Annotated in this window: 21 protein-coding genes; 14 read left to right on the top strand and 7 right to left on the bottom strand. The window is 59.6% G+C overall.

Annotated features, from left to right (window positions below; genetic code table 11):
- The first annotated feature begins 27 nt into the window (after positions 1-27).
- Positions 28-2,871 carry a class I adenylate cyclase gene (locus HUW52_RS29980; RefSeq protein ID WP_175555615.1) on the top strand — a complete coding sequence of 948 codons (2,844 nt, stop codon included), beginning with the start codon at positions 28-30 and terminating at the stop codon, positions 2,869-2,871.
- 6 nt (positions 2,872-2,877) lie between these two features.
- On the opposite strand, the gene rnk is transcribed toward HUW52_RS29980, so the two are convergent.
- From rnk to cyaY, 3 genes are all read right to left on the bottom strand, one after another.
- Positions 2,878-3,297, bottom strand: coding sequence for a nucleoside diphosphate kinase regulator (gene rnk, locus HUW52_RS29985; RefSeq protein ID WP_016985881.1), 420 nt, complete (start codon positions 3,295-3,297; stop codon positions 2,878-2,880).
- 128 nt (positions 3,298-3,425) lie between these two features.
- Positions 3,426-3,650, bottom strand: a complete 225-nt coding sequence (locus tag HUW52_RS29990; protein ID WP_175555616.1) for a DUF1289 domain-containing protein — start codon at positions 3,648-3,650, stop codon at positions 3,426-3,428.
- 4 nt (positions 3,651-3,654) lie between these two features.
- Positions 3,655-3,987 carry an iron donor protein CyaY gene (gene cyaY, locus HUW52_RS29995; RefSeq protein ID WP_175555617.1) on the bottom strand — a complete coding sequence of 111 codons (333 nt, stop codon included), beginning with the start codon at positions 3,985-3,987 and terminating at the stop codon, positions 3,655-3,657.
- A 244-nt stretch (positions 3,988-4,231) separates the two neighbouring features.
- Between cyaY and HUW52_RS30000 the strand changes: the two genes are divergently transcribed.
- Genes HUW52_RS30000 through HUW52_RS30025 form a run of 6 tightly spaced genes read left to right on the top strand, consistent with a single transcriptional unit; the run spans position 4,232 to position 8,841 of the window.
- Positions 4,232-4,405 (top strand): lipoprotein, encoded by a 174-nt coding sequence (locus HUW52_RS30000; RefSeq protein ID WP_007911098.1) that lies wholly within the window; start codon positions 4,232-4,234, stop codon positions 4,403-4,405.
- Positions 4,406-4,414: 9 nt separating this feature from the next.
- Positions 4,415-5,662 (top strand): diaminopimelate decarboxylase, encoded by a 1,248-nt coding sequence (lysA, locus tag HUW52_RS30005; RefSeq protein ID WP_175555618.1) that lies wholly within the window; start codon positions 4,415-4,417, stop codon positions 5,660-5,662.
- 3 nt (positions 5,663-5,665) lie between these two features.
- A complete protein-coding gene (gene dapF, locus HUW52_RS30010) occupies positions 5,666-6,496 on the top strand; it encodes a diaminopimelate epimerase (protein ID WP_016985878.1) in 831 nt (276 codons plus the stop codon).
- A 13-nt stretch (positions 6,497-6,509) separates the two neighbouring features.
- Entirely contained in the window at positions 6,510-7,235 is a 726-nt protein-coding gene (locus HUW52_RS30015) for a DUF484 family protein (protein ID WP_016985877.1), read from the top strand.
- A gap of 2 nt (positions 7,236-7,237) precedes the next feature.
- Positions 7,238-8,137 carry a tyrosine recombinase XerC gene (gene xerC / locus HUW52_RS30020; protein ID WP_007950060.1) on the top strand — a complete coding sequence of 300 codons (900 nt, stop codon included), beginning with the start codon at positions 7,238-7,240 and terminating at the stop codon, positions 8,135-8,137.
- On the top strand, positions 8,134-8,841 hold the full coding sequence (locus HUW52_RS30025) for an HAD family hydrolase (protein WP_175555619.1): 708 nt from the start codon (positions 8,134-8,136) through the stop codon (positions 8,839-8,841). Before xerC ends, HUW52_RS30025 begins: the two co-directional genes overlap by 4 nt.
- A 189-nt stretch (positions 8,842-9,030) precedes the next feature.
- Here HUW52_RS30025 and sutA read toward each other — a convergent pair whose 3' ends face one another.
- The 4 genes from sutA to glnK form a co-directional block, all read right to left on the bottom strand.
- Complete coding sequence (sutA, locus tag HUW52_RS30030) at positions 9,031-9,357, bottom strand: transcriptional regulator SutA (RefSeq protein WP_007920420.1); 327 nt, start codon at positions 9,355-9,357, stop codon at positions 9,031-9,033.
- 102 nt (positions 9,358-9,459) lie between these two features.
- Positions 9,460-9,885, bottom strand: a complete 426-nt coding sequence (locus tag HUW52_RS30035; RefSeq protein WP_102901435.1) for a secondary thiamine-phosphate synthase enzyme YjbQ — start codon at positions 9,883-9,885, stop codon at positions 9,460-9,462.
- 216 nt (positions 9,886-10,101) lie between these two features.
- Positions 10,102-11,439, bottom strand: coding sequence for an ammonium transporter (locus HUW52_RS30040; protein ID WP_175555620.1), 1,338 nt, complete (start codon positions 11,437-11,439; stop codon positions 10,102-10,104).
- A 38-nt stretch (positions 11,440-11,477) separates the two neighbouring features.
- Positions 11,478-11,816 (bottom strand): P-II family nitrogen regulator, encoded by a 339-nt coding sequence (glnK, locus tag HUW52_RS30045; protein ID WP_002555808.1) that lies wholly within the window; start codon positions 11,814-11,816, stop codon positions 11,478-11,480.
- Positions 11,817-12,229: 413 nt separating this feature from the next.
- On the opposite strand from glnK, the gene HUW52_RS30050 reads away from it, so the two are divergent.
- From HUW52_RS30050 to HUW52_RS30080, 7 genes are all read left to right on the top strand, one after another.
- Positions 12,230-12,490 (top strand): accessory factor UbiK family protein, encoded by a 261-nt coding sequence (locus tag HUW52_RS30050; RefSeq protein WP_007920416.1) that lies wholly within the window; start codon positions 12,230-12,232, stop codon positions 12,488-12,490.
- A 1,000-nt stretch (positions 12,491-13,490) separates the two neighbouring features.
- Positions 13,491-14,984 carry a YifB family Mg chelatase-like AAA ATPase gene (locus tag HUW52_RS30055; RefSeq protein ID WP_175555621.1) on the top strand — a complete coding sequence of 498 codons (1,494 nt, stop codon included), beginning with the start codon at positions 13,491-13,493 and terminating at the stop codon, positions 14,982-14,984.
- Between the two features lie 305 nt (positions 14,985-15,289).
- The gene (locus tag HUW52_RS30060) at positions 15,290-16,462 is read left to right on the top strand and encodes a hypothetical protein (protein ID WP_016985844.1); all 1,173 of its coding nucleotides are present in this window, start codon (positions 15,290-15,292) and stop codon (positions 16,460-16,462) included.
- A gap of 73 nt (positions 16,463-16,535) precedes the next feature.
- Positions 16,536-17,078, top strand: a complete 543-nt coding sequence (locus HUW52_RS30065; protein ID WP_175555622.1) for an adenylyl-sulfate kinase — start codon at positions 16,536-16,538, stop codon at positions 17,076-17,078.
- Between the two features lie 2 nt (positions 17,079-17,080).
- Positions 17,081-17,830 carry a class I SAM-dependent methyltransferase gene (locus HUW52_RS30070; protein WP_064116408.1) on the top strand — a complete coding sequence of 250 codons (750 nt, stop codon included), beginning with the start codon at positions 17,081-17,083 and terminating at the stop codon, positions 17,828-17,830.
- Positions 17,831-17,836: 6 nt separating this feature from the next.
- On the top strand, positions 17,837-20,152 hold the full coding sequence (locus HUW52_RS30075) for a PEP-utilizing enzyme (RefSeq protein ID WP_175555623.1): 2,316 nt from the start codon (positions 17,837-17,839) through the stop codon (positions 20,150-20,152).
- Positions 20,149-20,769 carry a gamma-glutamyl-gamma-aminobutyrate hydrolase gene (locus HUW52_RS30080; protein WP_016985840.1) on the top strand — a complete coding sequence of 207 codons (621 nt, stop codon included), beginning with the start codon at positions 20,149-20,151 and terminating at the stop codon, positions 20,767-20,769. Before HUW52_RS30075 ends, HUW52_RS30080 begins: the two co-directional genes overlap by 4 nt.
- The last annotated feature ends 6 nt before the right edge of the window (positions 20,770-20,775 follow it).

Here is a 20,775-nt window from a genome sequence, read left to right on the forward strand (position 1 = left end):
CGAGCCTGCGAGCCGGTTTGAGCTGACATGACGCGCACCCACGAAATCCGCCCCGACCTGGACGAAGGTATCGACCGCAAGGTACTCAGCCAGCTGCGCGCGCGTTTTCTCAAACTCAATGAAGGCCGCCTAGGCCGCGCCCTCGAAGGCCTGTCGACACGCCAACAGAGCGTGTTGACGTTGTTGCCGTTGTTCTTCCACGTCAACCATCCGCTGCTACCGGGCTATGTCTCGGGCAGTACACCGGCCGGCCTGTCGAATTACGAGCCGGACGCCAACACCCTTGCCGAAGCGCAGCGCCTGACACGTTCGTTCTCCTACAAGCCGCGCCACGGCAGCAATCCACCGCGCCCGATCCACGGACTGTTTCTGATGGGCAGCCTCGGCACGCTGGCGCAGGCCGATCAGAGTGACATGGACGTATGGGTCTGCCACGCGCCGGATATGAGCGAAAGCGAACTCGCTGAACTGGGCAAAAAATGTCAGTTGCTTGAGGCCTGGGCAGCGAGCCAGGGCGCCGAGGCGCATTTCTTTCTGATCGACCCGGTGCGCTTCGTCAAAGGCGAACGCGACACCCAGCTCAGCTCGGAAAACTGCGGCAGCACTCAGCACTATCTGCTGCTGGATGAGTTCTACCGCACCGCAATCTGGCTGGCCGGGCGCACGCCGATCTGGTGGCTGGTGCCGGTTTACGAAGAAACCGCCTACGACCTGTACACCCACACCCTACTGTCCAAGCGCTTTATCCGCGCCGACGAAACCCTCGACCTTGGCCATCTGGCGACGATTCCGCCGGGCGAGTTCATCGGCGCCGGATTGTGGCAGCTGTTCAAAGGCATCGAGTCGCCCTACAAGTCGGTACTTAAACTGCTGCTGACCGAGGTCTACGCCAGCGAACACCCGCAGGTGCACTGCCTGAGCCTGCGTTTCAAGAAAGCCGTGTTCGCCAATCAGCTCGATCTCGATGAGCTGGATCCGTACATGGTCGTGTACCGGCGTATCGAGGAATACCTCACCGCGCGCAACGAACCGGAACGGCTGGAGCTGGTGCGCCGCGCGCTGTACCTGAAGGTCAACCGCAAGCTCACCGGCAACAGCCGCACCCAGAGCTGGCAACGCTCGTTGCTGGAACGACTGGCCAGTGAATGGCATTGGGATCAGCGGCAACTGACGCTGCTCGACAGCCGCAGCCAGTGGAAAGTCCGCCAGGTCAGCGCCGAGCGCCGCGCGCTGGTGAATGAGCTGAACTACAGCTATCGCTTCCTGACCCAGTTTGCCCGCACCGAGCAGACCGTCAGCCTGATCAACAAACGCGATCTCAATGTGCTGGGGCGCCGACTCTATGCCGCCTTCGAACGCAAGGCCGACAAGGTCGAGTTCATCAACCCCGGCATCGCCCCGGACCTGGCCGAAGACACCCTGACCCTGGTGCAGTCGCGCAACAAAAAGGAACCGGGGCAAACCCAGTGGGGCCTGTATAACGGCAGCCTCACCGCATTGGAGTGGGAACACTTCGCGCCTATAAAGCGCAGCCGCGAATTGCTTGAGTTGCTGACCTGGTGCCACCGCAACGGCGTGATCGACAGCAGCACCCGCCTCGCTTTGCATCCCGGCACCAGCGACTTGAGCGAGTTCGAGCTGTTCAACCTGCTTGGCAGCCTGCAACAGTGCATCGCCCTGCCCCTGCCTACAGTGGCTGAAGAGCCATTGCTGCGCGCCGCGGTACCGAGCGAAGTGCTGATCCTGGTCAACGTCGGGATTGACCCGCTAAAACACCACCGCGACCTGAACATCCTGATGACCACCGAGCGCACCGACTCGCTGAGTTACGCCGGCGTGCGCGAAAACCTTGTGCTGACCCTGGATCAGGTCACGCTCAACAGTTGGAACGAAGTACTGGTCAACCGCTTCGACGGCCCGCATGCCCTGCTCGATTGCCTGCGCGACTACCTTAACAACCTGCCGCGGGGGGCCTTGCAGCCGTCGTTGAAGGTGCGTTGCTTCTGCCACAACCGCGCGCAGTTCATCGCCCGCCGGGTAGAAGAAATCATCGACACCGCGCAGAACCTGCTGCTCAGCGAGTTGAATCACCGCTATCTGATTCAGGTGCAGCAGCATTACCACGTACTGGAATTGGTGCCGGGCCAGGTCAACCACGTCGCCCTCGCGACATTGCCAGCGTTGCTGGATTACCTTGGTGAAGAACAGCCGCGCTACAGTCCGCTGCATCTGGATCCGATGGCGCTGGAGGAACACGACCTCGCATTGATCCTGCCGATGGGTCAGCCGGAATGCATCCAGGTGTTCTACCGGATCACCGAGCAGCAGGCCGAGTTGTATGTGCTGGATGAGTACAACGCGCTGTGGCAGCAACATTTGCCCTATCACGATGAGCAGAGTCTGTTGGTGCCGTTGCAGCGCTTCCTGCAATCGATCCTGTTCCGCCGCGAAGCCGTGCTGCCGATGGACGCCGGTCCCGATGCCCGCCTCGAAACTTTGTATTACCAGTTATTACCTTCCGGCCCTGGGCGCGCACGACGGGTCGAAGCGCGACCAGCACCGCAGACGCCGGTAAACAAGCCGTTCTACGACGTACAGGCGATCGTCGGCAAAGCCGCACCGGGCGAAGTGCAGGTCACCCTGTATTGCAATCAACGGGAATTCAGTGAGCTGGAACATGGCGACCAGCTGTTCAGCGTGGTCGCCCGGGAGATCGTCGAGCAGCGCCGCGACAGCGAACGCTATCGCTGCTACATCACCGACCTCGACCTTTCTGGCCTGCTCGGTGACGGGCAGAGTTCAAGCAATCTGTATCTGCGCTACAAGGCTGACCTGGAGCGCGCCCTGAACGAAGCGCTCGAACAGGTCTGAGGCGGGTTACTCGGGAAACGCGCCACCGTTGGCCGGTTGCGATTCGACTTCGAGCAAGGTCAGCTTCAGGGTCTTGCCACCCGGAGCCGGCCAGTCGATGTGTTGACCGACTTTCAGGCCCAGCAGTGCGCTGCCGACCGGAGCCAGAATGGAAATCTTGCCTTCATCGGCGTTGGCATCCTTGGGATAGACCAGCGTCAGGTGATAGTCCTTGCCACTGCCTTCTTCGCGGCAATGCACACGGGAATTCATGGTCACGACATCGGCGGGCACTTCATCGTGGCCAACCACGGTATCGGCGCGGTCCAGCTCGGTTTGCAGCGCAATCACGCCCGGCGCAGCCTGGTCTTTATCGTTCAGGCTGTCGATCAAGCGCTCCAGACGTTGCACGTCCAGACGGGTAAGGGTGATGGAAGGTGCGGTCATGATCCGGGCAGACTCCTTTCTTCTGCACACAAAAAAAGCAAAACCCCGCCAAAAAAGACGGGGTTTTCACCAGGCCTCGATGGGTTGAGGCGTGTTCGGACACTATCACAGCTCAAAAAATATACAAGTCACGCCCCGCCGCACTGTTTGCGCTGCGCCGCCTGCGCGCAAATTACCCGTCGCCGCTCGTCGTCCGCCGAGCGCCATTCGCGAATGTCTTCGACATGGCGGAAGCAGCCCAGGCAGACCTTTTGTTCGTCCAGCCGGCAAACGCCGCTGCACGGCGAAGGCACGGCCGGGCTGATGTTGCTGTAGAGCGGCTTCGGTGGACGAACAGGAGCGGTGTCAGTCACGGAATCACAGACCTTCGAAATCGAATTCGGCGCCGGCCTGTTGCTTGACGATGCGCTCGAGCATTTCGCCCAGTTGCTCTTCGCTCTTGTCGCACATCCAGCGCTCGCTTTCTTCGTCGTAGTCGAAGTGGAAACCACCGGACACCGCCGCCAGCCACAGCTGACGCAGCGGCTCCTGACGGCTGAAGATCAGCTGCGAGCCGTTTTCGAACTTGACGGTGAGCACACCGGCCGAGTTCTCCATGTCGATATCCAGATCACTTTCATCAAAGATGTCTTCCAGGTTTTCCTGGGTTTCATCGACCAGATCGTGAAAACGGGCTTCGGACAAACTCATTGCGGCAACCTCAAAAAATGTTCTGATCAGGCTCAAGCGCCGAAAGATACGGACGCTGCCGGCCGATTGCAAAGATTAACGACCAAGCACCCTGCCCCACTCCTGACACCAAACCCTTGTAGGAGTGAGCGGCGGTTCGGGCAGCTTTAGGCAAGCCCCGCCGGACGGGAGGGCCATCGCATAGGCAAGCCGCCGGGTGGCCGGTATACTCCGGCGCAATTAACGCATTTTCAAGGATTTCGCCATGAAGCGCCTGATCTCTTCCCTTGCTGCGCTCGTCGCGGTTGCCTGCCTCGTTTCGGCCTGTGGTCAAAAAGGCCCGCTGTACCTGCCGGATGACGATCAGGACCCGGCCGAGCAAGCCCAGTCTTCGCAGAAGCAACCGTCCAAAGCACACAAGCACGACGTTTACCAATAAGGGATCGCCATGGACGCTTTTAACTACCGTGGCGGGGAGCTGTTCGCGGAAGGGGTGGCGCTGTCAGCCATCGCCGACCGTTTCGGCACGCCCACTTATGTCTACTCGCGCGCGCACATCGAAGCCCAGTATCTGGCCTACGCCGATGCGTTGGCGGGCATGCCGCACCTGGTCTGCTTTGCGGTCAAGGCCAACTCCAACCTCGGCGTGCTGAATGTCCTGGCCCGTCTCGGTGCCGGTTTTGACATTGTTTCCCGTGGCGAGCTGGAACGCGTTCTCGCCGCTGGCGGCAGCCCGGACAAAATCGTCTTCTCCGGTGTCGGCAAGACCCGTGACGACATGCGTCGCGCGCTGGAAGTCGGCGTGCACTGCTTCAACGTCGAATCCACCGACGAGCTCGAGCGTCTGCAAGTGGTTGCCGCCGAGCTGGGCGTTCGTGCACCGGTATCGCTACGGGTGAACCCGGACGTCGATGCCGGCACTCACCCGTACATTTCCACCGGTCTCAAAGAGAACAAGTTCGGCATCGCTATCGCCGAAGCCGAAGACGTATACGTGCGTGCCGCGCATCTGCCAAACCTGGAAGTAGTCGGTGTCGACTGCCACATCGGTTCGCAACTGACCACGCTGCCACCGTTCCTCGATGCCCTCGACCGTCTGCTGGATCTGGTCGATCGTCTCGGCGATTGCGGCATTCACCTGCGCCACATCGATCTCGGTGGTGGTTTGGGTGTTCGCTACCGCGATGAAGAGCCGCCATTGGCTGCCGACTACATCAAAGCGGTTCGCGAGCGTCTGAACGGTCGTGATCTGGCGCTGGTGTTCGAGCCTGGCCGTTTCATCGTTGCCAACGCCGGCGTGCTGCTGACGCAGGTCGAATACCTCAAGCACACCGAGCACAAAGATTTCGCCATTGTCGACGCGGCAATGAACGACCTGATCCGCCCGGCGCTGTATCAGGCTTGGATGGACGTCACCGCGGTCAAACCGCGTGATTCCGCTGCGCGTAGATACGACATCGTCGGCCCGATCTGCGAAACCGGCGACTTCCTCGCCAAGGATCGCGAATTGGCCCTGGCCGAAGGCGATCTGCTGGCCGTGCATTCGGCCGGTGCCTACGGTTTTGTGATGAGCTCCAACTACAACACCCGTGGCCGTGCCGCTGAAGTGTTGGTGGACGGTGATCAGGCTTTTGAAGTGCGCCGCCGCGAAACCGTGGCCGAGCTGTTTGCCGGCGAAAGCCTGCTGCCGGAGTAACCCATGCTGCTGCGTTTTACCAAAATGCACGGCTTGGGCAATGACTTCATGGTTCTCGACCTGGTCAGCCAGCACGCGCATATTCAGCCAAAGCACGCCAAGCAATGGGGCGACCGCCACACTGGCATCGGTTTCGATCAATTGCTGATCGTCGAGGCGCCGAGCAACCCGGACGTGGATTTCCGTTACCGGATCTTCAATTCCGATGGCTCGGAAGTCGAGCAGTGCGGCAACGGTGCGCGCTGCTTTGCGCGCTTCGTGCTCGACAAGCGTCTGACCGCCAAACGGCAGATTCGCGTCGAGACCAAGGGCGGCATTATCGAACTGGACGTGCGTAATGACGGCCAGATCGGCGTGAACATGGGCGCCCCGCGTCTGGTGCCGGCGGACATTCCGTTCGAAGCGCCGGCTCAGGCCAGCAGCTATCAGCTGGAAGTCGACGGCACCACGGTCGAACTGGCCGCCGTGTCGATGGGCAACCCACACGCCGTATTGCGCGTGCAGGACATCAACAGCGCGCCAGTGCATGAGCTCGGGCCGAAAATCGAACACCATCCGCGCTTCCCCGCGCGAGTGAACGTCGGTTTTCTCCAGGTCATCGACCGTAACCGTGCGCAATTGCGCGTGTGGGAACGTGGCGCCGGGGAAACCCAGGCCTGCGGCACCGGCGCGTGTGCAGCGGCTGTCGCTGCGATCAGCCGGGGGTGGATGGATTCGCCGCTATTGATCGACCTGCCCGGCGGGCGTCTGTCCATTGAGTGGGCAGGCCCTGGCCAACCGGTGCTGATGACCGGTCCGGCAGTGCGTGTATATGAAGGACAAGTACGTCTTTGAGTGAGCAGAAATCATGACCGATAAGCCTCAGGTACCCGCCCGACAGTCCGACGAATCAGCGTCCGAGAGCCTCGAGGCGGCAGCGGTTGCCGCGTACCTCGAGGCGCATCCGGACTTCTTCGTCGAGCACGAAGAACTGCTGCCCGCCCTGCGCATTCCGCACCAGCGTGGCGATACCGTTTCGCTGGTCGAGCGACAGATGACCATCCTCCGTGACCGCAACATCGAGATGCGTCATCGCCTCTCGCAATTGATGGACGTCGCCCGCGACAACGATCGCCTGTTCGACAAGACCCGTCGCCTGATCCTCGCCCTGATGGACGCCTCCAGCCTGGAAGACGTGGTGATCAGCGTCGAAGACAGTCTGCGTCAAGACTTTCAGGTGCCTTTTGTCAGCCTGATCCTGCTCGGTGACAACCCGGCGCCGGTCGGTCGTTGGGTCAGCCACGCTGACGCGCAAGTCGCCATCGGCGGCCTGCTCACCGAAGGCAAAAGCGTCAGCGGCAGCCTGCGTGAGCATGAACTGGACTTCCTCTTCGGCGAAGAACAACGCAAGCAGATCGGCTCTACTGCCGTGGTCGCGGTCAGCCATCAAGGCATCCACGGCATTCTGGCGATCGCCAGCCGTGATCCGCAACACTACAAGAGTTCGGTGGGTACGCTGTTCTTGAGCTACATCGCCGAAGTCATGGGCCGCGTGCTGCCACGGGTCAACAGCTCCCTGCGCTCGGTACGCTGAACATGGAACGACAACTGGACGCTTACTGCGAACACCTGCGCAGTGAGCGACAGGTGTCGCCGCACACGCTCTCGGCCTATCGTCGCGACCTCGATAAAGTCCTCGGCTGGTGCGTCAAACAGAACATCGGCAGTTGGGCGGCGCTGGATATTCAGCGCCTGCGCAGCCTGATCGCCCGTCTGCATGCGCAAGGGCAATCCTCACGCAGCCTCGCTCGTTTGCTGTCGGCGGTGCGTGGGCTTTATCACTATCTGAATCGCGAAGGTCTCTGCGACCATGATCCGGCTACCGGATTGGCGCCGCCGAAAGGCGAGCGTCGCCTGCCGAAAACCCTCGACACTGACCGTGCTCTGCAACTGCTTGAAGGTGCGGTCGAGGACGATTTTCTTGCGCGCAGGGATCAGGCGATTCTGGAGTTGTTTTATTCATCTGGCTTGCGCTTGTCAGAGCTGACCGGGCTCAATCTTGATCAACTTGATCTGGCCGACGGCATGGTCCAGGTGCTCGGCAAGGGCAGCAAAACCCGTTTGCTGCCGGTGGGTAAAAAGGCCCGCGAAGCACTGGAGCAATGGCTGCCGCTGCGCGCGATGACCAACCCGGCGGACGACGCCGTGTTCGTCAGCCAGCAAGGTCGGCGCCTCGGCCCGCGAGCGATTCAGGTACGGGTCAAACTGGCCGGCGAGCGCGAACTGGGGCAGAACCTGCACCCGCACATGCTGCGGCACTCTTTCGCCAGCCACTTGCTGGAATCCTCGCAAGATCTGCGCGCGGTGCAGGAATTGCTCGGCCATTCCGACATCAAGACCACGCAGATCTACACCCACCTGGACTTCCAGCACCTGGCGGCGGTCTACGACAGCGCCCACCCACGGGCCAAACGCATGAAAGGCGACGATTCATGAGCATCCAGTTGATCACCTTCGACCTCGACGACACCCTGTGGGACACCGCGCCAGTGATAGTCAGCGCCGAAGCGGTATTGCGCGAATGGCTGAGCGAACATGCGCCGAATCTGGGCGCGGTGCCGGTGGAGCATTTGTGGGCGATTCGTGAGCGGGTGCTGGCCAATGAGCCGGGGCTCAAGCATCGGATCAGCGCGCTGCGTCGTCGGGTGTTGTTTCATGCAATGGAAGACGCCGGGTACGCCCATGGCGAAGCATCCGACTTGGCCGACAAGGGATTTGAAGTGTTCCTGCATGCGCGGCATCAGATCGAAGTGTTCCCTGAAGTCGAGCCAGTGCTGGAGATTCTCGCCAATCACTATGCGCTTGGCGTGGTCACCAATGGCAATGCCGATGTGCGTCGGCTGGGTCTGGCGGACTACTTCAAGTTTGCCTTGTGCGCGGAAGATATCGGCATCGCCAAACCGGATGCCCGGTTGTTTCATGAAGCGTTGCAGCGTGGTGGCGCCACCGCCGAAACCGCCGTGCACATCGGTGATCATCCGGGCGATGACATTGCCGGCGCGCAGCAGGCGGGGTTGCGGGCAATCTGGTTTAACCCGGCGGGCAAAGTCTGGGAAGCGGATCGTCTGCCGGATGCTGAAATCCGCAGCCTCACTGATCTGCCCGCGCTACTCGCCCGCTGGAATGCCACCTCGAAATAATCCACAAACCCTGTGGGAGCGAGCTTGCTCGCGAAAGCGTCAGGTCAGTCACTGCAATGCTGAATGACCTACCGCATTCGCGAGCAAGCTCGCTCCCACAAGGGAACTGCATTCACTTCAGCTCCTTTATTCCAGGCATGAAAAAGCCCGCAGCGACGGCGGGCTTTTTCAGCAAGCAAGCGACACGCCTCAGATAGGGCGGCTACCGTACTTGTTGTCCGGCTTCTTCGGAGGATCGGCGACCACATTGGCCTCCACTTCCTGAACCTTGCCGCCGCGCGACAGGAACTCTTCCATGGCCTTGGCCAGGGCGTCGCGTTCCTTGTTCTTGGCTTCAATGCTCGGCAACTCGTCTACCGACACCGCTGCCTTGGCTTTGCCTTTGGCAGCCGGGGCCGGCGTATCGTCGCCACCATCGTCGTCAGCAACGTCTTCCGCTGCTGCTTCCAGACCTTCCTCGGCCTCGTCTTCGTCGCCTACTTCGAGGTCGTCGTTTTCCAGATCATCGTCGCTCATGTTCTACCTCATGACTTGCGAAAAGCAGATTAGTTATAGACCAGCTTTGGCAACTGTCGAAAGTCGCCGTTAAAAAATCAGTAACCATTGGTGACCAACGGTTTATGCCCCTTCACCGTGCAAGGTGGCGAGGACTTTTCGAGCACCGCCATGATCACGGTGCTCGCCCAGATAAACGCCTTGCCAGGTCCCCAGAGCCAGACGACCTGCCGAAACCGGCAGACTGATCTGACAACCAAGCACGCTGGCCTTGAAGTGCGCCGGGAGGTCGTCCAGGCCTTCGTCGTTATGCTCATAGCCGTCTGTTCCTTGTGGGATCAGACGATTGAAAAATCGTTCGAAGTCGCGACGGACCGCCGGATCGGCGTTCTCGTTGATGGTCAACGACGCCGAGGTATGCTGCAGCCACAAATGCAACAGACCGACCCGGCACTCCCTGAGTTCAGGCAGGCCTTTGATCAACTCGTCCGTTACCAGATGAAAGCCCCGGGGCCGTGCCCGCAGGGTTATCAGAGTCTGTTGCCACATACAGTTCTCCGCACGTTCGGGGCGCATTCTAGCGCGCTCTGGGAAAAAACAAAGGCCCTAATATTCGCTCAATGATGTAAGCCATTGGCCGGTGAAAAACCGCCGTCGTAAACACGACTAAAGGCGTACGAAAAATCCTTTCAGCCTGTCGCTAAATGACAAATCCCGGACAAAAAAATGCCCGGCGAACCGGGCAATTTTTTTCAGTGCGCGTACTTACAGGTTGTAGCCGCGTTCGTTGTGTTGTGCCAGATCGAGGCCGACCGACTCTTCTTCCTCGGTCACACGCAGACCCATCACGGCGTCCAGGACCTTGAGGATGACGAAGGTGACGATCGCGGTGTAGATCACCGTGAAGCCCACGCCTTTTACCTGAATCCAGACTTGCGCACCGATATCGGTGACGGTGCCGAAGCCACCCAGAGCCGGCGCAGCGAAGACACCGGTGAGGATCGCGCCGAGAATACCGCCGATACCGTGTACGCCGAAGGCATCCAGGGAATCGTCATAACCGAGTTTGCGTTTCAGCGTGGTGGCGCAGAAGAAGCACACAACGCCTGCGGCCAGACCGATGACCAGTGCGCCCATCGGGCCCACGGTGCCGGCAGCCGGAGTAATCGCTACCAGACCGGCCACCACACCCGAAGCGATACCCAGTGCGCTTGGCTTGCCGTGGGTGACCCACTCGGCAAACATCCAGCCCAGTGCCGCAGCAGCGGTAGCAATCTGAGTGACCAGCATCGCCATGCCGGCGGTGCCGTTGGCCGCCGCAGCGGAACCGGCGTTGAAGCCGAACCAGCCGACCCACAGCATCGCCGCGCCCATCAGGGTGTAACCGAGGTTGTGCGGAGCCATCGGGGTGGTCGGGAAGCCTTTACGTTTGCCCAACACCAGGCAGGCAATCAGACCGGCCACACCAGCGTTGATGTGCACCACGGTGCCGCCCGCGAAGTCGAGCACGCCCCAGTCCCACATCAGGCCGCCGTTGCCGGACCAGACCATGTGCGCGATCGGCGCATAAACCAGGGTGAACCAGATGCCCATGAAGATCAGCATCGCGGAGAACTTCATCCGCTCGGCGAATGCACCGACGATCAGCGCTGGAGTGATGATCGCGAAGGTCATCTGGAAGGTGATGAACACCGCCTCAGGGAACAAAGCCGCTGGGCCGGTCAGGCTCGAAGGCGTGACACCGGCGAGGAACGCCTTGCCCATGCCGCCGAAGAACGAGTTGAAGTTGACGACGCCCTGCTCCATGCCGGTGGTGTCGAACGCAATGCTGTAGCCATAAATGACCCACAGGATGCTGATCAGACCGGTAATGGCGAAGCACTGCATCATCACGGAAAGAATGTTTTTCGAGCGAACCATGCCGCCGTAGAACAGCGCCAGGCCGGGGATGGTCATGAACAGCACGAGGGCTGTCGAGGTGAGCATCCAGGCGGTGTCGCCGGAATTGAGGACTGGGGCCGCCACTTCGTCTGCCGCCATTGCAAGGCTGGGCATTACGATGGACAACAGGGCTCCTAGCCCTGCGAATTTACGCAGAGTCATATTGTTTTCTCCTGGGGCGTTGGGGTTTGTGGCGGCGGTTAAATCGCGTCGGTATCGGTTTCGCCGGTACGGATGCGGATCGCCTGTTCCAGATTGACCACGAAGATCTTGCCGTCACCGATCTTGCCGGTGTTGGCCGCTTTGGTTATCGCCTCGATAACCCGATCCAGATCCTTGTCGTCGATGGCCACGTCGATTTTCACCTTGGGCAGAAAATCGACCACATATTCCGCGCCGCGATACAGCTCGGTGTGACCCTTCTGCCGGCCGAAGCCTTTGACTTCAGTAACGGTAATGCCCTGCACGCCGATTTCGGACAGCGACTCGCGCACGTCGTCCAACTTGAACGGCTTGATGATGGCAGTGACTAGCTTCATGAAACTCTCTCCCGAATTGGTGGACTTGCCCCAGGAAAACAAACCCGACTCAAGTCTAAGCGCAGTGCCTGGCTTTGTAACGCATCGTCGGCCATACCTGCCCGACTGACGCCAGCTAACCGCTGCTGACGAAACTCCCCGCTCCGTCTGCCGCACTGCATTCGTCACAGCGACTGCATCAGTGCATGGGTCGAAGGTGACTAAGCAGAAACCTTGCCATCTCGCCAAAATCCCCTGATTTCAATCCCTTGGCCGCTGCCGCAAGCCGTCGCGTGCAAAACGCTATCCGGATACGCACAACAACGGTGCGTCGCCGTCCGTCCGCCTGCGCGAAAAGCGTGCATCCCTGACCACGAGATTGACTATAGACACTGCGTGATACACTGCCGGCCATTGTTTCCAGGACATCCACCATGCTCGCGCCCAAAGACTTCCTCGACGCCCTGAGCGGCACCGCCTCCCGCCTGTTCAGCGGCGACACCCCGCTGCCAAAAGCCGAAATCGAAAGCCAGTTCAAGATGCTGCTGCAAAGTGCCTTCAGCAAACTCGACCTGGTCAGCCGTGAAGAGTTTGATAGTCAGATGGTTGTGTTGGCGCGTACTCGCGCACGCCTCGAGAGCCTTGAAGCCAAGGTTGCCGAGATGGAAGCCAAGCTGACACCGCCAGCCGAATAACCCCGCAATCCCCTGTGGGAGCTAGCCTGCTAGCGATTGAAGGTCGGCACGACCTTCCCGTTCTTGGCAAACATTCGAAGTATGTATGTCGAAAGGTCAATCAAACCGCTCCTGCCGAGACAGGAGCGGTTTCCGTCAGCTCAATCCTTACAACGAATTATTCCAACGGTCTCGCAGAATCTCGTACAGGCGAAAAGCCCATAACGCGACCCTGACGAGGCGCCACATATGTTTAAGAAACTTAGACATACTTTGGCCCTCCTTGCGTGGGGCCAAACCTCCGATGCACTTTCCGGCGTACGAACACCTTCGGGACTACACACGAGTGTGTCCGCCAAGGCGGCCGGGTGTGGGCTCCCCAAGATCAGCACCGGCACGGGTCTCAAACCGTGTCGAGGAACATGAATTTTTTTCGCTCCCGACCACACTTTGCGAACACTCGATGAGTGGGCATCGTCACGGCGAATGGTATTCGCTGTCCGGCCGTGGCATTTAAACAAGTTGTATCAAGTCGTTATCATGTACTGGCAAACCGATTTCGGTCCTCGAATCTTTTAATCGATTGATTGGCTGAAATTTCAATGATGCTTGCGCCACCGGTCAAATATGCATAATCTCGGGCAACACGAGTGTGTCCGCTAAGGATGCGCAGGCCTTGGCCTCACCGAAGCCTGCATATAAAAAACCGCCTTCTCAAGGCGGTTTTTTTTCGTCTCGATTTTCATGGGGCATGACCCATAATCCACGTTTACCTCACGGAGGCCACTGCGAAGCATCCATGTGAAAGCACCGAACTATTTTGCGGAGTGCCTACGCCTGTGGAACCTGAGTACCGCAAAAAATGACCGCCTAACAGGCGGTTTTTTATGCCTGCAGGTTATTGTCTCCTGCAACATCCGGTGAAAATTCGCTCATAGAATCCACCTAGCAACATCCCCTCCCCCAACTACCCTTTAAAAACCCGCAGGAAGCGGCCCCCGATTCAGCTCAAGGAACGACCATGTCCCTCTCCATCGTCCACAGTCGCGCCCAGATAGGCGTGGAAGCCCCCGCTGTCACCGTCGAAGTCCATCTGGCCAACGGACTGCCGTCGCTGACCATGGTCGGGCTGCCCGAGGCGGCGGTGAAGGAGAGCAAGGATCGGGTGCGCAGCGCGATCATCAATTCCGGGCTGCAGTTTCCGGCGCGGCGGATCACCTTGAATCTGGCGCCGGCGGATCTGCCCAAGGATGGTGGGCGGTTTGATCTGGCGATTGCCTTGGGGATTCTGTCGGCGAGTGTGCAGGTGCCGTGCCTGACGCTGGATGATGTGGAATGTCTGGGTGAGTTGGCGTTGTCCGGCGCAGTACGAGCGGTGCGCGGCGTGTTGCCGGCAGCGTTGGCGGCGCGCAAGGCGGGGCGTGCGCTGGTGGTGCCGCGGGCGAATGCCGAGGAAGCGTGCCTGGCTTCGGGGTTGAAGGTGTACGCCGTGGATCATTTGCTCGAGGCGGTGGCGCATTTCAACGGGCATACGCCGGTTGAGCCTTATGTGTCCGACGGGTTGATGCATGCCAGCAAACCTTATCCCGACTTGAATGAGGTGCAGGGGCAAATGGCGGCGAAACGGGCGTTGCTGATTGCTGCTGCAGGTGCCCATAACCTGCTGTTCAGCGGGCCGCCGGGCACCGGCAAGACCTTGCTCGCCAGCCGGTTGCCAGGGCTGTTGCCACCCTTGGCCGAGAGCGAAGCACTAGAGGTAGCGGCAATACAGTCAGTTGCCAGTGGGGCGCCGCTGACCCATTGGCCGCAGCGTCCGTTCCGCCAACCGCACCACTCGGCATCCGGGCCGGCACTGGTCGGTGGCAGCTCAAAACCGCAACCCGGAGAAATCACCCTCGCCCACCACGGCGTGCTGTTCCTCGATGAGCTGCCGGAATTTGATCGCAAGGTGCTGGAAGTCTTACGGGAGCCTTTGGAGTCGGGGTTCATCGTGATCGCTCGAGCCAAGGATCGCGTGCGGTTTCCCGCGCGCTTTCAGTTGGTGGCGGCGATGAATCCTTGCCCCTGTGGATATCTTGGCGAACCCAGCGGCAAGTGCTCGTGCACCCCGGACATGGTTCAGCGTTATCGCAACAAGTTGTCGGGCCCCCTGCTGGACCGGATCGACTTACACCTGACGGTAGCGCGAGAGGCGACAGCGCTGAATCCTGCGGTAAAGCCAGGAGAAGACAGCGCCAGTGCGGCCGCGTTGGTAGCCGAGGCCCGCGAGCGACAACAGAAACGCCAGGGATGTGCCAATGCGTTTCTTGATCTGCCCGGCCTGCGTCGCCACTGCAGGTTATCCACAGCCGATGAGGCCTGGCTGGAATCAGCCTGTGAACGGCTGACCCTGTCACTGCGCTCGGCGCACCGGTTGCTCAAAGTCGCCAGGACGTTGGCCGATCTGAGTCAGGAAAAGGACATCACGCGCGAACACTTGGCGGAGGCCTTGCAATATCGGCCGGCAACACAATGAACATCGGCGCTGCTCGTAAACGGACGACCCTGAAAATAAACGTCGGGGCGCTGATGGCCATGGGCCGAGATGTGATATAACGGCGGCGCTCTTTTTTGCTATTTATCCGTCTATCGTCAAGACATAGAGCATTATTCAGCGTGAAAATGGAGGCGGGACATCATGGACAAGATTTCTAATGTTTACCGGACAAAGCTGTTCAATTCATTAATTTAAATCCAGACAACTAAAAAGCCCTCGCCCGGCGTTATTACTCTGTCCGGCATTGGCCTTATTTAAACAAACTTTGAAAGCAAAACTTGATCATGAAAAATGTTTACTTGCTCAGCAACGTGGCGGACGGTGGCAAAACATATCTCGAGTATTTGATTCCAGCGCTTAAATCGCTTCGAGAAAAATATAACTGTATCGTGCTCAATACTGATCGTACCGGCTTGAGCAGAGATGAAGTCGAAGCCGTCCTTGACTTCCCGGTAGAGCAGATTGGTAATGAGTTCATTGCAAGCCTGAAATCGCAGGTTGTCATTTCAAATGATGCCTATGCCGGACGTCTGCTGGATAACTCGAATTTTGGCATCTTCATCAGTCACGGCAATGTCGGGATGCCGACCAAAGACAAGTATTACTACGCCGAGTTGACCTCTTACTGGGATGTGATCATTGCCTCTTCCCGGTCAGGCTTTGATTTGATCACGGCCGGAATGCAGGCATACCGTCGCGATAGAAAGGCCCTGAAAACACTGTTGATCGATGGACTGGCCTTGCGTTCGGACATGCGCAGCACCAGCCCGGTCGCCACGCTGCCGGTGAAGATTCCCGGCAACTTCGAATCGTCACCGCCATCGACAAAAACCTCGGACGACTATGTCGTAGGGCTTCTGCCGACCCAACTGGGTATCTGCCCGAACGGGGCGACTCTGTATGAGAATCTGCAGACCGTCATCAATGCAGTGAAGTCGCAAATTCCCCACGCGACGTTCATCTTGCGTCCGTACATGGCCGAACTTTCCCATCCGACCGTGAAGGATCTGTGCGAACAACTGTCTGCCCATGACTGGATAACCATAGACAAGCCCGGGACCAGCAGCACGGCTTTCTATACACAATGCGACACGGTCATCACCGATGCATCCACCGGCGGTGTTTCGTTCATGCTCAACACCTGCAAGCTGCCGATTTATTACGTGCCCTTTACCGAAGAGAGCAATCTCACGGTCGACGCCTGGCTAAAGCAAATGGACAACCTATTGCCAATTGCCAGAAGCAGCAATGAGCTCAGAGACATGGCGCTAGGGTTCAGCCTGCTGAAACCAGAAGACAGCTATTACATATACAACAAGTTCTACCAGGCACAATACAGCGACTTGCCTCTGCCACAGGAAGTGTTCCACGACCTGATTGAATACCGGCACGAGTCGAAGTATTGCCCGCTCTCGATTGACTCTTTCGGGGACATTTACGAGCGGGATAAACATTAAAATAACGCAGGCCTGACCTCATGCAAGGAAACAGCCTGCCGATACACTCGAATCGAACACAAGTCAGAACACTATGAAATGTGATGCGGGTGGACAGGTAATCTGGATTACGGGCCTTTCAGGAGCGGGCAAATCAACGCTGGCCGGTGAATTGGTTGCCAGACTGCGTGCTGAAGGACAATCGGTGGTCATGCTCGATGGCGATGAATTGCGCGAAGTATTCGGCGCAGCCGCTGCCAACTCACAGAACCATGGCCGCGAAGGTCGCCTGGCCCTCGCTCTGCAATACGCTCGCCTGTGCAAAATGATCGCTGCGCAGGGACAAACCGTGGTGATCGCCACGATTTCGCTGTTTCGCGAGGTTCACCAGTGGAACCGCGCCCATCTGCCCAATTATTTCGAGATTTATCTGAAGGTGCCCGTCGAGGAGTTGCGTCGCCGCGACCCCAAGGGCATCTATCGCCGTTTCGATGCGGGCGAACTGCATAACGTTGCCGGGCTCGACCTGGACATTGATGAACCGCTGGCGGCGGACTGCCTGGTTGAGTTCGATCACGAACGCTCCAGCCCGCGTCTGGCCGATGATTTGCTCCCTAAAATTCTTGGAAGGAACTGACTATGAAAACCGAATGGGACTACACCACTCTGGCCGATGCCTATTTGAAGCGCCCTGACTACGCCGACGCGGCCATCGACGCCATGCTGTCGATTGCCGGTGCCGAGCAAGGCGACAAGTTCTGCGACGTCGGCGCGGGTGTTGCGCACTTGACGCTGATGCTGGCCGCCCGTGGTCTGGATGTCACAGCGGTAGAACCCAACGATGCCATGCGCGGCAATGGCATCAAGCGCACCGCGGAACTGCAAAACGTCAAATGGCACGAAGGCACCGGTGAAGCCACCGGCCAGTCGGCGCAAGCGTTCGACATGGTCACGTTCGGCAGCTCCTTCAATGTCTGCGATCGTCAGCAGGCGCTCAAGGAAACCGCGCGCATTCTCAAGCCGCGCGGCTGGTTTGCCTGCATGTGGAACCACCGCAATCTGGAAGACCCGATCCAGGCGCGCATCGAAGCGATCATCAAAGAGCGCGTGGCCGGCTATGGCTACGGCACCCGTCGCGAAGACCAGACTGCCGTGATCGACGCCAGCGAACTGTTCGGCCCGGTCGTGCATCTGGATGCCCGCGTGATTCACGAGCAGTCGATCGAAGAATGCCTCGAAGCCTGGCGCTCGCACGCCACGCTGGAACGTCAGGCTGGCGCCAGCTTCCATGAAGTGATCGCGGCCATCGACGACTACCTGAAAAGCCTGCAGACGCCGTCGATCCAGATTCCGTACTCGACCAACATCTGGGTTGCTCAACTGAGATAACCGCTGATGGCCCTGCATTTCTCAACCAAGGCCGGCACCCTGACCAGCCTGCAAGGGCGGCTCGCCTCGGCGCACATTGCGCCGTTGCTGGCGTTCACTGTGGCGGACTGGCAACTGGATCAGCGCGCCTGCGTTGAGGACATCCAGCAGCGGCTGCCGAGCGCTCCGTGGATCGTGCGCTCCAGTTGCGGGCGCGAGGACAGTGCACTGGCCTCGTTCGCCGGCGCCTTCCTGTCGGTGCCGAATGTCGATGAGGCTGAACTGGTCTCGGCGATCAAACAAGTCATCGCCAGTTACGGCGACGTGCATCTGACTGACGAGATTCTGATTCAACCAATGCTCGGCAATGTGCTGCGCTCCGGCGTGGCCTTCTCTCACGACCCCAACACCTGCGCACCGTATCGCGTGGTGAATTGGTCAGAGGGCGATGACACCGCCGCCGTCACTGGCGGCATGGGTGGTCGGCTCTGGCAGCAGGCGGCGCACAGTGCTGTGGCAGCGCCCGCGGCGCTCGCACCGGTGGTGGACTTGCTCGAGGAATTGCTCAGCCTGTTTGGTGATCGACCGGTCGACTGCGAGTTCGCGGTCACCCGCGATGCTGAGGGCGAGACACTCTGGCTGCTGCAAGCCCGGCCATTGATTCTGCCGGCGGAGCCTGAATCCGCAGCCACCCAGTTCGCCCGCCTGCAAAGCATTCAGAGCAAAGTCGAACGGGGCATGCGTCCGCACCCATTTCTGATCGGTCAGCGCACCGTGTACGGCGTGATGCCCGACTGGAACCCGGCCGAGATCATCGGTATCCGGCCCAAACCGTTGGCGCTTTCGTTGTATCGGGATCTGGTCACCGACTCGATCTGGGCTTACCAGCGCCACAACTATGGCTATCGTAACTTGCGCAGCTTCCCGCTGATGCCGCATTTTTTTGGTCTGCCGTATATCGATGTGCGCCTGTCGTTCAACTCGTTCATTCCGGCCGACCTTGATGAAGGGCTGGCCGGTCGCCTGGTCGACTACTACATTGATCGCTTGCTGGCGGAACCGACGCTGCACGACAAGGTAGAGTTCGAGATCGTTTTCTCCTGCTACACCCTCGACTTGTCGCAGCAACTGGAGCGTTTGCGCAGTGCCGGTTTTCTTGAGCATGAACTGGACGCCATCAGCACCAGTCTGCGCAAGCTGACCAACCGCATCGTGCACCCCAAGGACGGTTTGTGGCGCAGCGATGCCAATAAGCTTGAGGTACTCAACGCCCGTCGCGAAGAGTTGCTGGCCTCCAATGCCGACCCGCTCGAACGCATCTACTGGCTGCTGGAGGATGCCAAGCGTTATGGCACCCTGCCCTTCGCCGGCCTGGCCCGCGCCGGGTTTGTTGCCGTGCAGATGCTGCGATCGCTGGTCAGCGTCGGCGTGTTTTCGCAGGCGGATTACGATGCGTTCATGGCCGGGGTTTCTACGGTCAGCGGGCAGTTGGCCCGTGACCGCGCCACCCTCGACAAAACCACGTTCCTCGCCCGTTACGGGCATTTGCGACCGGGTACTTACGACATCCTCTCGCCGCGTTACGACGAGGCGCCAGAGCTGTATTTCGACTGGACGCAAAGCCCCGCTGCGCCGGAACCGCTGCGACCGTTTTCGCTGACGCTGCCGCAGATGCGCGAAATCGTCAAACAGCTCGAAGCCCATGGCCTGCAGCCTGATCCGGTGGGGCTGCTGGATTTCCTGCAGAACGGCATCGAGCTGCGCGAGCTGGCCAAGTTTCACTTCACGCGTAACCTCTCCGATGCCTTGGCCCTGATCGCGCAGGTCGGTGCGCAGTACGGCATTGGTCGCGAGGATCTGGCTTATTGCGACATCAGCGCTTTCCAGGAGCTGCACGTAGCAGCGGCGGACCCGAAAGAGCTGCTGTTGCGCAGCATCGAACAAGGCAAGGCGCGTTACGCCGAAACACTCAAGGTGTCGCTGCCGCCGGTGATCACCTGCCCAGAAGATGTCTGGAGTTTCGAGTGGCCGGAAACGGCGCCCAATTTCATTACGCAAAAACGCGTGACTGCGCCGGTGGTGCTGTGTGATGACCGGGAAAAACTCGCCGGGGCGATTGTTTGCATTCCCAACGCCGATCCGGGGTTTGACTGGCTGTTCGCCTACCCGATTGCCGGGCTGATCACTGCGTGGGGCGGGGCCAATTCGCACATGGCGATCCGTGCCGGTGAGCTTGGCTTGCCGGCGGTGATTGGCGCTGGCGAAGTGCTCTACCGTCGATGGTCGACGGCGGATTTCCTGCATCTCGATTGTCCGGGTCGCCGAGTGGAGTTGATGTCATGAAAGTGGTCGCGATCAGCCAACGTGTCGACATGCATCCAGAACGCGGTGAAAGCCGTGACGCGCTGGATCAGCGCCTGATCGCGTTTGTGCTGGCGGCAGGCTTTATCCCTGTGCCAGTGCCCAACGGCTGGCAATCACCCGACGACCTCGATCGTTGGCTGGCAGCGGTAAACCCACAAGCCATCGTGCTGTCGGGCGGCAACGACATCGGTCAATGCCCGGCTCGCGACCTCACCGAAAGCAGGCTGCTGGACCACGCCCATGCGCGCCATCTGCCGTTGCTGGGGATTTGCCGGGGTATGCAGATGCTTGGGCACTGGTCGGGTGTCTCGTTGAAACCGGTCACCGGCCATGTACGCACCCGGCATCAGCTATCCGGGCAGATCGTCGCCGAGGTCAACAGCTATCACACCTTCGCCCTCGCCGGTTGCCCGCTCGGGTTCGAGGTGCTGGCGCGCAGCGAGGACGGCGAAATCGAAGCGATCCACCACCTGCAACGACCGTGGCAGGGCTGGATGTGGCACCCGGAGCGTGAAAGCGATTTCGCGGTGCACGACCTTCAGCGTCTGCAGCGCCTGTTTGGCGAAACCGATTCCACTGAAGAATTCACGGGATAGACCTGT

The organism is Pseudomonas sp. 43A (genome assembly GCF_013363935.1).
Taxonomy (GTDB): Bacteria; Pseudomonadota; Gammaproteobacteria; order Pseudomonadales; family Pseudomonadaceae; genus Aquipseudomonas; species Aquipseudomonas crudilactis.